The sequence below is a fragment of the Hyphomicrobium sp. DY-1 genome (assembly GCF_047497105.1).
In the GTDB taxonomy this organism is placed as follows: domain Bacteria; phylum Pseudomonadota; class Alphaproteobacteria; order Rhizobiales; family Hyphomicrobiaceae; genus Hyphomicrobium_B.
This window is the reverse complement of sequence record NZ_CP134870.1, coordinates 2,128,805-2,141,965: the sequence shown is the minus strand read 5'-3', so window position 1 is coordinate 2,141,965 and position 13,161 is coordinate 2,128,805. Positions and strand designations below refer to the sequence as shown.

General features: G+C 61.0%; 13 protein-coding genes. All 13 read left to right on the top strand.

Annotated elements, in window-relative coordinates:
• The first annotated feature begins 80 nt into the window (after window positions 1-80).
• The 13 genes from RLW41_RS10240 to RLW41_RS10180 all read left to right on the top strand — a co-directional run bounded on the left by RLW41_RS10240 (window position 81) and on the right by RLW41_RS10180 (window position 13,157).
• Window positions 81-536: a Fur family transcriptional regulator gene (locus RLW41_RS10240; protein ID WP_024275044.1), complete on the top strand. Its 456-nt coding sequence runs from the start codon at window positions 81-83 to the stop codon at window positions 534-536.
• A gap of 5 nt (window positions 537-541) precedes the next feature.
• The gene (locus tag RLW41_RS10235) at window positions 542-1,423 is read left to right on the top strand and encodes a lysophospholipid acyltransferase family protein (RefSeq protein ID WP_414464439.1); all 882 of its coding nucleotides are present in this window, start codon (window positions 542-544) and stop codon (window positions 1,421-1,423) included.
• A 75-nt stretch (window positions 1,424-1,498) separates the two neighbouring features.
• Entirely contained in the window at window positions 1,499-2,848 is a 1,350-nt protein-coding gene (gene miaB, locus RLW41_RS10230) for a tRNA (N6-isopentenyl adenosine(37)-C2)-methylthiotransferase MiaB (protein ID WP_414464438.1), read from the top strand.
• A 147-nt stretch (window positions 2,849-2,995) separates the two neighbouring features.
• The gene (locus RLW41_RS10225; protein WP_013950372.1) at window positions 2,996-4,000 is read left to right on the top strand and encodes a PhoH family protein; all 1,005 of its coding nucleotides are present in this window, start codon (window positions 2,996-2,998) and stop codon (window positions 3,998-4,000) included.
• A gap of 4 nt (window positions 4,001-4,004) precedes the next feature.
• On the top strand, window positions 4,005-4,514 hold the full coding sequence (gene ybeY, locus RLW41_RS10220) for an rRNA maturation RNase YbeY (RefSeq protein WP_414464437.1): 510 nt from the start codon (window positions 4,005-4,007) through the stop codon (window positions 4,512-4,514).
• Window positions 4,515-4,528: 14 nt separating this feature from the next.
• Complete coding sequence (locus RLW41_RS10215) at window positions 4,529-5,557, top strand: hemolysin family protein (RefSeq protein WP_414464436.1); 1,029 nt, start codon at window positions 4,529-4,531, stop codon at window positions 5,555-5,557.
• Entirely contained in the window at window positions 5,557-7,194 is a 1,638-nt protein-coding gene (lnt, locus tag RLW41_RS10210; protein ID WP_409561659.1) for an apolipoprotein N-acyltransferase, read from the top strand. Before RLW41_RS10215 ends, lnt begins: the two co-directional genes overlap by 1 nt.
• Before the next feature lie 111 nt (window positions 7,195-7,305).
• Window positions 7,306-7,770, top strand: a complete 465-nt coding sequence (locus RLW41_RS10205) for a helix-turn-helix domain-containing protein (protein WP_024275043.1) — start codon at window positions 7,306-7,308, stop codon at window positions 7,768-7,770.
• Window positions 7,771-7,970: 200 nt separating this feature from the next.
• Window positions 7,971-9,176, top strand: a complete 1,206-nt coding sequence (metK, locus tag RLW41_RS10200) for a methionine adenosyltransferase (RefSeq protein WP_013950367.1) — start codon at window positions 7,971-7,973, stop codon at window positions 9,174-9,176.
• A 161-nt stretch (window positions 9,177-9,337) separates the two neighbouring features.
• Entirely contained in the window at window positions 9,338-10,000 is a 663-nt protein-coding gene (trmB, locus tag RLW41_RS10195; protein WP_414464435.1) for a tRNA (guanine(46)-N(7))-methyltransferase TrmB, read from the top strand.
• Window positions 10,001-10,126: 126 nt separating this feature from the next.
• Entirely contained in the window at window positions 10,127-10,768 is a 642-nt protein-coding gene (rimP, locus tag RLW41_RS10190) for a ribosome maturation factor RimP (RefSeq protein WP_013950365.1), read from the top strand.
• A 4-nt stretch (window positions 10,769-10,772) separates the two neighbouring features.
• Window positions 10,773-12,413 carry a transcription termination factor NusA gene (gene nusA, locus RLW41_RS10185; protein WP_414464434.1) on the top strand — a complete coding sequence of 547 codons (1,641 nt, stop codon included), beginning with the start codon at window positions 10,773-10,775 and terminating at the stop codon, window positions 12,411-12,413.
• Window positions 12,414-12,446: 33 nt separating this feature from the next.
• A complete protein-coding gene (locus RLW41_RS10180) occupies window positions 12,447-13,157 on the top strand; it encodes an RNA-binding protein (protein ID WP_409561655.1) in 711 nt (236 codons plus the stop codon).
• Window positions 13,158-13,161 lie beyond the last annotated feature (4 nt).

Genomic DNA, 13,161 nt, shown 5'->3' with positions numbered 1-13,161 from the left:
AGACGCGAAGCCTTGCCACAGCCTATATGGCCGCCATACTCGGGCGATGAGGAATCGTCTTCAGCCAAAGCTTGATCGTCATGACCGCACCTTCGGCGAAGTCCGAGACATCCATCGAAAAACGATGCACGGAGTATGGCCTGCGCATGACCGGCCAGCGGCGCGTCATCGCCCAGGTCTTATCGGCAGCAACTGATCATCCCGACGTCGAGGAGGTGCACCGGCGGGTCGTCGCCGTCGACGCACGCATTTCGCTTTCGACGGTCTACCGCACGCTGAAGCTTTTCTCGGAAAAGGGCATCCTGGAACGCCACGACTTCGGTCATGGCCGCGGCCGCTACGAACCGGCGCCCAGAGAGCACCACGACCATCTGGTCGATATCGAAACCGGCCGCGTGATCGAATTTTCCAACTCGGCGATAGAGGCGCTACAGGAGCGCGTCGCGCGTGAGCTGGGCTTCGAGCTTGTCGGCCATCGACTGGAGCTCTACGGCGTGCCGCTCGGAAAAAAGAAGTCGTCCGCCCGGAGAGGCTAGGCCAGATGGCACAGGGATCGCTCCGCGCATCGGCAGTTCTGACAGGCTTCTTCGGCTTCACGCTGCCGCTGATGCCGGTGCAGGCGTTGCTGCTTAAGGTTTCACCCGCCGCCGCCCGCCGCTTTCCCAATTGGTATCATCGCAACGTCTGTCGGATTCTCGGCGTCAAACTGAAAATCGAAGGACAGGTCGTTGACGACAAGCCGGTGCTGCTCGTCTGCAATCACACCTCCTGGCTCGATATTCCGGTGCTCTCTGCCGTCGCGCCGGTATCGTTCGTCGCCAAGCTCGAAGTCGGAAGCTGGCCGTTCGTTTCGGCGCTCGCGCGGCTTCAGCGCTCCGTCTTCGTCGATCGCACGCGACGACAAGCAACCGGCGACGCCGCAACCGAAATCATGAAAAGGCTGAAGCTCGGCGATACGATCGTGCTGTTCGCCGAGGGCACATCGAGCGACGGCAATCGCGTACTGCCGTTCAAGACATCCCTGTTCGGCGCAGTCTCAGGTCAAGGCGCAACGGGCAACGGCGACGTCGTCGTACAGACCGCAGCCGTCGTCTATACCCATCTCCGCGGCGTCCCCCTGACCCGCGCCGACCGCCCGCGCATCGGTTGGTACGGTGACATGGAAATGACCTCGCATGCCTGGGGGGTGCTCAAATCCGGGCCGATCACGGCAACGATCAAGATCAGCCCACCCGCCCCGCTTTCGGAATTCAAGGATCGCAAGGACCTGGCGCTCAAAACCGAACGCGCCGTCCGTTCCGCAGTCCTCGGCATTCTGCGCGGCCGCCCCGATGACCCGGCTCTCATCCCCGTCGAGCCGAGCCAGGAAATCCGCCGTCAGAAACTGGGCTTGCCTGCGGCCCGCAGCGAGAAATGGACATAACCGGACTATTCTGTGCTATGCGCTTGCCTCTCAGGAAGCCTGAGGCAAAACCCCAATCTTAATTGGCCTATCGACGTGCAGCGCCCGAACACCAAAAGCTATTTTCTGAAGACCTTCGGTTGCCAGATGAACGTCTACGACAGCGAGCGTATGACGGAGGCGCTGGCGCGCGACGGCTATGCCGCAACGGACGACATAGCTAGCGCCGATCTCGTCATCCTCAATACCTGCCACATCCGCGAGAAAGCCGCTGAGAAAGTCTATTCCGATCTCGGCCGCATTCGTGACATGAAGGATGCGCGAAAGCGCGACGGCAAGGAAACCGTGATCGCCGTGGCAGGCTGCGTGGCGCAAGCCGAAGGCCGCGAGATCACAACCCGTCAGCCTGCGGTTGATCTCGTCATCGGTCCGCAAAGCTATCATCGTTTGCCCGAACTGATCGAACGCACAGCTAATACCCGCGAGCACATCGTCGAAACCGAATTTCCCGGCGACGAAAAGTTCGAGCGCATGAAAGCGCCGCGCCGCGTGTCGTCGCCATCCGCATTTCTGACCGTGCAGGAAGGCTGCGATAAGTTCTGCACCTTCTGCGTCGTACCCTACACACGCGGCGCTGAGTTTTCGCGCTCTCTCGTAAAGCTCGAAGCCGAAGCCCGCGAGCTGATCGCGGCAGGAGCCAAAGAGCTTGTGCTGCTTGGCCAGAACGTCAACGCCTATCACGGCGAAGGCCCTGGCGGCCGCACGATCGGCCTCGCCGAATTGATCCGCAGGCTGGCGGATATCGAAGGCATCGAACGCATCCGCTACACCACAAGCCACCCGCGCGACATGGACGCCGATCTGATCGCCGCCCATGCCGAAGTTCCCCAGTTGATGCCGTTCCTGCACTTGCCCGTGCAGTCTGGCTCCGACCGCATGCTGGCTGCCATGAACCGCAAGCATCGCGCCGAGGAATATTTGGACCTCATCGGCCGCCTGCGCTCCGCCCGCCCCGACCTGGCCCTGTCGAGCGATTTCATCGTCGGCTTTCCCGGCGAAACCGACCAGGATGCCGAGGACACCCTTTCGCTCATCAGGGCAGTCGGTTTTGCTCAGGCCTTTTCTTTCAAATACAGCCCCCGCCCCGGAACCCCGGCTTCAACCCACGAGGATCAGGTCCCCGAAGAGGTCAAATCCGAACGTCTCCAGCGCCTTCAGGCGTTGCTGGACGACCAGCAGGCCGACTTCAACGCCCAGGCCCTCGGCACGATTGTTCCGGTGCTGTTTGAACGCCGTGGCCGCCAGCCGGGTGAATTTGTCGGCCGGACACCCTATCTACAGCTCGTTCACGTGGCCGCCGAGGGCGACCTCGTGGGGTCCACGGCAAACGTGGCCGTGACCGATGTTCGCCGCGTCAGCCTGTCGGGTGTCATCGCGGCAGCATAATCGGAAGATAGGGGTGAACCGCGCTTGTTGTGCGTTAACCACACCTCGCTGTGCCGAAGGCATATTCCGCATGCTAACGTTGCTTCTACGGTCGATTCGATTTTGACTTCTGCGCGTAGAAAAATCGCAACCAAAGGAGAGTCAGGATTGGCAGCATTCCGCGGGTCCTCCGCGTCAGCATCGAGACGGCCCAGCCCCGCCGGCAAGGCCGAACTTGAAACTGCTCGCGTCGTTGTACCCTTTGAAGACAACCGGCTGCTCACGCAGCTGCTTGGGGAATACGATAGCCACCTGGCCCTTATTGAAGATCGATTAGGCATTGATGCCCACGCTCACGGCAACGTCGTCATCCTGACTGGCCCGGCCGCCGCCTGTGATATCGCCCGAAACGTTCTGGAACGCCTCTACGCCCGCATCCGCAAAGGCGAGACGGTCGGCGCCGGCGATATTGACGGACTGATCCGCCACGCTCGGACCGAAGGCTCTGAAACCGACGGGCAGGCCCAGATCGCGACGCGCCGCAAGGTCGTCAAAGCCCGCACCCCGACGCAAAGCGAATACATGCGCGCGATCCAGAAGAAGGATCTCGTGTTCGGCGTCGGCCCCGCCGGTACCGGCAAAACCTATATCGCCGTCGCATTCGCCGCCCATTGCCTTGAGCGCGGCCTCGTCGAACGCATCATCCTATCGCGGCCCGCCGTTGAAGCCGGCGAACGCTTAGGCTTCCTGCCCGGCGACATGCGCGACAAGGTCGACCCCTATCTTCGCCCGCTTTACGACGCCCTGTACGACGTCCTGCCGCCTGAAAAGGTCGAACGCGACATCGAAACCGGCGTCATCGAAGTGGCGCCTCTCGCCTTCATGCGCGGCCGTACGCTGTCGAATGCCTTCGTCATCCTCGATGAAGCGCAGAATACGACCAGCATGCAGATGAAGATGTTCCTGACCCGTATCGGCGAGGGCTCGAAAATGATCGTGACGGGCGACCCGTCCCAGGTCGACCTGCCGTTCGGCACCAAGTCCGGCCTCGTCGAAGCTGTCGAGCTGCTCGCAGGAGTTGACGATATTTCCATCATCAACTTCATGGCTGGCGACATCGTCCGCCGCGACCTCGTCGCCAAGATCGTCGACGCCTACGAAAAGCCGAAGTGAACCAATGCCTGCGTCACCAAATGCGGCTAAGCCCGTCTTCGAGGTCGAAATCGTTGAGGACGACGGGGACTGGTCGCAGATTTCTGATCTCGATCATTTGATCGAGACCGCTGCCCAAGCTGCCGTTGCGGCAGCCGAGGGACAAATACCGGGTTTTGTTTCCGTCGCCCTGTCTTCCGACGCGATCGTCACCGACCTCAACGGCCGCTTCCGCGGCAAGCCTAAACCCACGAATGTCTTATCTTTTCCGGCTGGGGACGGGGCGCCCGACGGTCAGATTGGCGACATAATCCTCGGGCTTGAAACGGTCGAGCGAGAAGCCGCCGAGCAAGGCGTCCCAATCGCGCATCATCTGCAGCATTTGGTCGTCCATGGCGTGCTGCATCTTTTAGGCTATGATCACGAAACCACGGCAGATGCGGAACGCATGGAAGCCATTGAAACAGATATACTTTCTAAATTAGGCATCGCAAATCCCTACACGGGCGAGCTGGAAACCGGTACAAGTGAGTGACCGGGTTTCAACCCATGACCATGACTGACAACACACAAGATAAGCCTCTGTCCGATAGTTTAGCCGATGAGGCGCGGGCATTCGGTTCCCTGGGCTGGCTTCACCTGCTGCGGTCGAAGCTGGGCTTGGTGGTCCCGCAGAACGTTCGCGACGCGCTCGAAGGCGCGTTGAAGACCGGCGGCACCGACAATTTCACGGAAGCCGAACGCAAGATGTTGGAGCGGCTGCTCCAGTTCGGCTCAAGCCGCGTCGCTTCACTGATGGTGCCGCGCGCCGACATCACGGCGCTCGATGAGAACGAGCCGATATCGGAGCTGCTGCAGACCTTCAACGAGGCAGGTGTCTCGCGCATCCCGCTGTTCCGCGAAACGCTCGACGATCCGCGCGGCATGATCCACATCAAGGATGTGCTGCGCTGGCTGATGGCCGAAGCAACCGGCCAGTCGTCAAAAAACGGCAAAGTCGATCCCGACGCTCCGGCGCCGGTGAACCTGTTCGATCTGCGAGCGATCGACCTCAACAAGCCGATCACGACGGTGAAGATCCGTCGGCAGATCCTCTACGTGCCGCCCTCGATGCCGGCCGTGGATCTTCTCATCCGCATGCAGTCGACACGCATCCACATGGCGCTTGTCGTCGACGAATACGGTGGCACCGATGGCCTCGTCACCATTGAGGACCTAGTCGAGCAGGTCGTCGGCAATATCGAAGATGAACATGACGACGACGACGAAACCAACATCGTCGTCGATCCGAAACTCGGCATCGTCGCCGTCGCCCGCACGCCCATCGAAGAGCTCGAGAAGCATCTCGGCGTGAAGCTTGTGCCGGACGACGAAGAAACCGACGTCGATACGATTGGCGGCCTCATCTTCTCGATGCTCGGCCGCGTGCCGGCGCGCGGTGAGCTGATCCGCCACCCGACCGGCGTCGAGTTCGAAGTTCTCGACGCCGACCCGCGTCGCGTCAAAAAACTGAAAATCCATCCGCCGCGTCCGCCTCTGACCAACACCAAGTCGTTGCCCGAAGCGCCGAAGGCGTGATGGACGCTGTCCCAGCCATCGCGCCGGAACAACCGCCGCTGATCGCGCGTATGCGCGAGAAAATCATGGCGCTCCGCGGCTGGCGGCGCGTGCTACTTGCAATAGCGGCAGGCGGCCTTTCGGCCTTGGCGTTCGCGCCGATGTTCGTAACGCCGATTCTCTTTCTGACGCTTCCCGTCTTCATCTGGCTGATCGACGGCAGCGCGAATTGGCGACGTGCCTTTGGCGCCGGCTGGCTGTTCGGCTTCGGATATTTCTTCTGCAATCTCTTTTGGATTGGAGAAGCGTTCCTCGTCGAAGCCGATAAGTTTGCGTGGCTCTTGCCCTTCGCGATTACGCTCCTGCCTGCCGGGCTTGCGCTGTTCTGGGGCATTGGCGGTGCAGCGGCGCGACTGTTTTGGAGCGACGGCCTTTCGCGTGTTTTCGTCTTTGCCATCGCACTCTCAATCGTCGAATGGCTGCGCGGACATATCCTGACAGGCTTCCCCTGGGACCTGCCGGGCTACGCGCTGACCTATCCGTTGCCGCTGATGCAGGGCGCGGCACTGTTTGGCGCCTATGGATTGACGGCGATTGCGTTGTTTGTCTTTCCCGCCCCGCTCGTCGCCCTGAGCGACAAGCGCAAACGCCCGCCCCTGCGTACCGTCTCAACCGCCTTGCTTCTCGCCGTCGGGCCGATCGGCCTGCTGTGGGCTTACGGTGTCTGGCGTCTGCAATCGCCGCAAGAGTTCGTCCCGAATGTAAAAATGCGCATCGTACAGCCGAGCGTTCCCCAGCGCGAAAAATGGATGGCGGAGTACCAGCGCCGCATCTTCGATGATCACGTCGCGCTGTCGCTGACGAACCCCTCCGGCAAAATGGATTCGCTTCAGGGCATCACACACGTCATTTGGCCCGAAGCGGCGATGCCGTTCTTCCCCCTTGAAGCCCCTGTCGCGCTCGACATTCTCGCGAATATCCTGCCTCCCGGCACGACGCTGATCACCGGTGCGCTCCGTCACGATCCGACGCTGCCTCCCGGTTCGCCAATCACGCCTGAGACGCGCACGCTCAACAGCATTCTGGTGCTGAACGAGAAGGCCCAGCCGATTGCGACCTACGACAAAACCCATTTGGTGCCGTTCGGCGAGTACCTGCCCTATGAGAAAACGCTCTCCGCCATCGGCATCGAAAAACTGACGCAGGGCCGCGGCTCCTTCGCCACCGGCCCCGAACCGCGCCCGCTGATGCACATTCCCGGCCTGCCCCCGGTATTAGGCCTCGTTTGCTATGAAGCGCTCTTTCCCGGGAATGTCGTTCAGGGCCACGAGCATCCCGGCGTCATGATCAACGTGACCAACGACGGCTGGTTCGGCGAGACGACGGGACCGTATCAGCATTTCCATCAGGCCCGCGTCCGAGCCGTCGAAGAAGGCGCTCCGCTCGTCAGGGCCGCCAATAATGGGATATCGGGCGTCGTCGATCCCTTCGGCCGTGTCCTGGCGTCCCTTGGCCTCGATGTCCGTGGCCAGATCGACAGCACCCTGCCCAAAGCCGTGCCGCTACCCCCCTATGCGCGCCTCGGTGACTGGCTCCTTGCCGCCATTCTCGCGCTTTTTGCCGTCTTGGCTGCCGGGCTCAGGAAAAAAGGCCGTTAATCAAAGTCTTGAAGTCAACTTGTCGCGGAAGCGCTCGGTCATTGACGCCTTGCGCCCGTGCACCTACGAAGTGCAAAGCCTTTGCCTTTGGAACTGCTGGCTGTACGAGTGATGGTGGATCAAATCTCTATCGAAGACGATTCGAGCGAAGAGGCCCCGAAGGGATCTCGCCGCGCTAACCCCATGGATGTCCATGTTGGATCACGCGTCAGGTTGCGGCGCATGCTTCTCGGCATGAGCCAGGAAAAGCTTGGCGAGCATCTGGGACTGACGTTCCAGCAGGTCCAGAAATACGAAAAGGGCGTCAATCGTATCGGCGCCAGCCGCCTCTTCGACCTCGCCAAGGTCTTGGGAGTCCCGGTTCAATTCTTCTACGACGAAGCCCCTTCCGGCGCCCAAAGCGCCGGCGCTGCGACGCCGGGCTTCGCCGAGCAACCCGACGAAAGCTACGTCGTCGATTTTCTCGGCACCCGCGAAGGCCTCGAGTTGAACAAGGCTTTTGCCCGTGTCACAGATCCGAAAGTTCGCCGTTCGATTGTCGAACTCGTTCGCGCGCTTGCTGGCGAGGAAAGCTGAAGCCTTGCTGTTTTGTGACGGATTGGCTCGCCTCCGATAAAACGGAAGGGCGCTAGGTCGCGGCCCATTTCGCGTCTCTCGGCGCACCTCGGCTTGACCGGGCGCAACAAGATTGCGACAACCCGGCGCCTTTCGTCGGTTTGAAATCCGCACAGTGTTGCGGCGTTCGTCCCGCAAATCTTCAAAACATGGGGGCCAAAGTGGCGCGCAAGTCCTTCCTTTTCACAAGCGAATCCGTCTCCGAAGGCCATCCCGATAAAGTCTGCGATCGTATTTCCGATGAGGTCGTCGATGCGTTCTATCGCGAAGGCGCGAAGGAAGGGCTCGATCCCTGGACGATCCGCGCCGCTTGCGAAACGCTGGCAACGACCAACCGCGTCGTGATCGCCGGTGAATCGCGCGGCCCCAAGGGCATCACTGTCGCAGCCATCGAAGACCTGACCCGCAACGCGATCAAGGATATCGGCTACGAGCAGGACGGCTTCCACTGGGCCAACTGTAACATCGAAGTTCTGCTGCACTCGCAGTCGGCAGATATCGCAGCCGGCGTCGATGCCCAGCAGCCGACGAACCAGGAAGAAGGTGCGGGCGACCAGGGCATCATGTTCGGTTATGCCTGCAACGAGACGCCGGAACTGATGCCGGCGCCGATCTACTACGCGCACAAGATCCTGTTCGATCTTGCGGCCGCACGTAAAGGCAAGGTCGGCGACGCCGCAAAGCTCGGCCCCGACGCCAAGAGCCAGGTCACCGTCCGCTACGAAAACGGCAAGCCGGTCGGCGTGACGCAGATCGTCGTCTCACATCAGCACATCGTCGAAGACCTGAGCTCCCGCCAGGTTCGCGAGATCATCGAGCCCTACGTCCGCAAGGCACTTCCTGAGGGCTGGATCGGCAAAGACTGCATCTGGCACATCAACCCGACGGGTAAGTTCTTCATCGGCGGCCCTGACGGCGACACCGGTCTCACCGGCCGCAAGATCATCGTCGATACCTACGGCGGCGCGGCTCCCCACGGCGGCGGCGCGTTCTCCGGCAAGGACCCGACCAAGGTTGACCGCTCAGCAGCTTACGCAGCCCGCTATCTCGCCAAAAACGTTGTGGCGTCCGGCATTGCCGATCGTTGCACGATCCAGCTCTCTTACGCCATCGGCGTCGCCAAGCCCTTGTCGATCTACGTCGACACCTACGGCACCGGCAAAGTCGATGAAGCCGTCATCGAGAAGGCTCTCGGCGAGGTCATGGATCTGACGCCGCGCGGCATCCGCAATCAGCTCGACCTCAACAGGCCGATCTACGCGCGCACTGCGGCTTACGGTCATTTCGGCCGCCACGCCGAAGCGGACGGCGGCTTCTCGTGGGAGCGCACCGACCTCGCCGATAAGATCGCGAAGGCCGTCGGCTAAAGCCGCACGCACGAATTGAGTTTCGGAAAACGGCTGCGAAAGCGGCCGTTTTCTTTTACCGGATTTTGTTTCAACTAGCGCCGCATCGGCGCGTGGAATGCGTATCGCCAATGCCGACGCAAAAGCCTGCAAAAACCGCTATTTTCTTCTGGTAACGCATCATGTCTGACGGCGAACACGAGCTGAGATCGTTTGGACGGCGCCGCAGCCGCAAACCGAGCGCGCGTCAATCGGCACTGCTTCTCCATGATCTTCCGCGCCTCGAGTTCGATCCTGCAGCCCCGCCCGAAGGCTTCGCGCAAACATGGCTCGAAATCGGCTTCGGCGGCGGCGAGCACCTACTCTGGCAGGCGCGGCACAATCCGGGTGTTGCGCTGATCGGCTGCGAACCATTCGAAGACGGCATGATCAAAGTCCTGACGGCCGTCACCGAAGAGAATTTGAAAAATATTCGCCTGCACATGGACGACGTGCGCGACATCCTGCGCGCCGCTCAGTCAAACAGCATAGATCGCGCCTTTATCCTGTTTCCGGACCCTTGGCCGAAACGAAAGCACCGGAAGCGCCGCTTGGTTAATGCTTCGTTACTGGCGCTGCTCGCGAACGTGATGCGCCCCGGCGCTGAGCTGCGCATCGGCACGGACATTGGCGACTATGCCCGCACGATGCTTGAAGCTTTCGCCCACGAACCGCGCTTTCTCTGGCAGGCCGCAAGCCCCGGAGACTGGCGCATTCGCCCCGCCGACTGGCCCGAGACACGTTACGAAGCAAAGGCCGTTCGCGAAGGCCGCAAACGCTATTATTTCCGATTTCTGCGGGCCTGACGCCGCCGAAGCCTTGCGCAAAAGGCCAAAGTCGCCTATTTAGCTGCTATTCCAATAACACGACGCACTGATTGGAGAGTGGACCGCAGGGCCCGCTCCGAACGGACTTTAAACTCAGGAACGCCATTGCAAGACACGGTTGCCAACGATCAGGATCAGGCTTCGCCTGCAGAAAACGCCGATACGACGCGTTTTTTGCGCGAGACCGGCATTGCGGCTGAAATTGCTGCCATTGTCGAGCCGGTGCTTGCCGATCTCGGCTTTCGCTTGGTGCGCGTGAAAATTCAGGGCGACGGCCGCGACCGCATCGTGCAGTTGATGGCGGAACGGCCAGACGGCTCGATCACGGTCGATGATTGCGAGGCGATCTCCAAGGGCGTTTCTCCGGTCCTCGACGTCGCCGACCCAATCTCCGGCGCCTACCGGCTCGAAGTCTCCTCGCCCGGCATCGACCGTCCGCTGGTCCGCCCGAGCGACTTTGAAGACTGGTCCGGCCACGAAGCCAAGATCGAGCTGAAAGAAGCCGTTGACGGCCGCAAGCGTTTCAAGGGCATCCTTGAAGGCTTCGAAGACGGTGAGGTCCGCATCAAAGCCGATACCGGCGAACAGGGCATTCAGCACTTAGGGCTGCCCGTTCATCTCATTTCGGATGCCAAGCTCGTTTTAACCGACGAATTGATCCGCGAAGCGCTGCAACGCGCCAAAGAGCGCCATTCAACCCGGCCCGGCGACGGCGCCGAACTCGACGAAGACGATCTGGAGGATTGATCCCATGGCCATGGCAGGCATCAGTGCCAACCGCCTTGAGCTTCTGCAAATTGCAGACGCCGTCGCCCGCGAAAAGACGATCGACAAAAAGATCGTTATCGAGGCGATGGAAGACGCCATCCAGAAAGCCGCGAAGTCGCGTTATGGCGCGGAAAACGACATCCGCTGCGAAATCGATCCGAAGACCGGCGAAGCCAAGCTCACGCGCGTGCTCGCCGTCGTCGATGAAGTCGAGAACGACGCCACACAGATTACCGTCGAAGACGCCAAGAAGCGCAACCCCGATGCCAAAGCCGGCGACATGATCGCCGAAACGCTGCCGCCTCTCGAATTCGGCCGCGTTGCCGCTCAGAACGCCAAGCAGGTTATTGTCCAGAAGGTGCGTGAAGCTGAGCGCGACCGCCAGTTCTCCGAATTTAAGGACCGCACCGGCGACGTCATCAACGGCACCGTGAAGCGCGTCGAATACGGCAACGTCATCGTCGATCTGGGCCGCGCCGAGGGCATCATCCGCCGCGATGAGATGATCCCGCGCGAAAACGTCCGCCTCGGCGATCGCATCCGCGCCTACATCTACGAAGTCCGCCGCGAACAGCGCGGACCGCAGATTTTCTTAACGCGCGCCCGCCCCGAGTTCATGTCGATGCTGTTCCGCTCGGAAGTTCCCGAAATCTACGACGGCGTCGTCGAGATCAAATCGGTTGCCCGCGACCCTGGCTCCAGAGCGAAAATCGCCGTCATATCCAAGGATTCCTCGATTGATCCGGTCGGCGCCTGCGTCGGTATGCGTGGCGCTCGCGTCCAGGCTGTCGTCAACGAATTGCAGGGCGAGAAGGTCGACATCATCCAGTGGAACCCGGATGCTGCGAGCTTCATCGTCAACGCGCTTGCTCCGGCCGAAGTCACCAAGGTCGTGCTTGACGAAGATTCAAATCGCATTGAAGTCGTCGTTCCCGAAGCCCAGCTTTCGCTCGCGATCGGCCGTCGCGGCCAGAACGTGCGGCTGGCCTCTCAACTCACCGGCTGGGATATCGACATCCTGACCGAGCAGGAAGAAAGCGAACGCCGCCAGAAGGAATTCGCCGAGCGCACACAGCTTCTCATGGATTCGCTCGACGTCGACGAGGTCATCGCACAGCTTCTCGTCACCGAAGGCTTCGCGACGATCGAAGAAGTTGCCTACGTCGACATCGCGGAAATCGCGCACATCGAAGGCTTCGACGAGAACACCGCCGAGCAGATCCAGAGCCGCGCCCGCGAATACCTCGAACAGCAGGAAGCCGAACGCGATGCCAAGCGCCGCGAGTTGGGCGTTGCCGACGACATGGCCGAGATTCCGGGCATCACGACCGCGATGATGGTTGCGCTCGGCGAGAACGGCGTCAGAACCGTCGAAGACTTTGCCGACTGCGCGACCGACGAACTGATCGGCTGGACCGAGCGCAAGAAGGAAAAAGATTCGGAGCCGGTTCGCCACAAGGGTTATCTCGACGGCTTCGAGCTGTCGCGGACCGACGTCGAAAGCATGATCATGGCGGCGCGCGTGCACGCGGGCTGGATCAAGGCCGAAGATCTCGAACAGCCTGCTGAGGCTGAAGGCGAAGCTGAAGCTGCTGATGCCTCCGGCGTCAGCGCCGAAGGCTAATAGGAATGACCGGAAGGACGACAAACGCGCGTGATGGCGAAGCGACAACAACGGTCGATGCTGGACGACACGGAACAGGGTTCCGGCGTTGGTCCCGAGCGCCTGTGCGCCGTCACGCGGGAAAGCCGTGATTCGAGCGAACTGATCCGGTTTGTCTTGTCGCCGGAAGGCATTGTCGTTCCTGATCTCGACCGGCGGTTACCCGGACGTGGCGTCTGGATCGGTTGCGACAGAAAGTTGGTGGAAAAGGCCATCTCGACGCAGGCCTTTTCAAAAAGCCTTAAAACGAAGGCCGAAGCACCCAAGGATCTTGCAGATCTCGTTGACGCTCTTATCCTTAAGCGCGTGGCGGGAACGCTGTCGCTGGCCAATAAGGCCGGTCTCGCAGTCGCCGGTTTCGAAAAGGTTTTTGCGGCTCTCGAGAAAGGGCCGGTCCGCGTCATCCTGCATGGCGCCGATGCTGCCGCCGACGGCTGCTCGAAAATTGATCGAAAATACAAGGCTATTCAGGCAGATCGTGGCCAACCGGCTGCCATCGTCAATGTTCTGACGATCGCGCAAATGAGCTTGGCCATTGGGCGCGGAAGTGTGGTACATGCTGCGCTCATACCCGGAGGACTGTCGGATCGGTTTCTGGAGGAAGCGGAGCGGCTTACCCGCTACCGGCGCTCCACGATTGAAGCCGCCCCCGAAACCGCCCCTGGGGCGGCCGATGATATTTCTGAACTTTCTAGTGAAGGCTGAACGG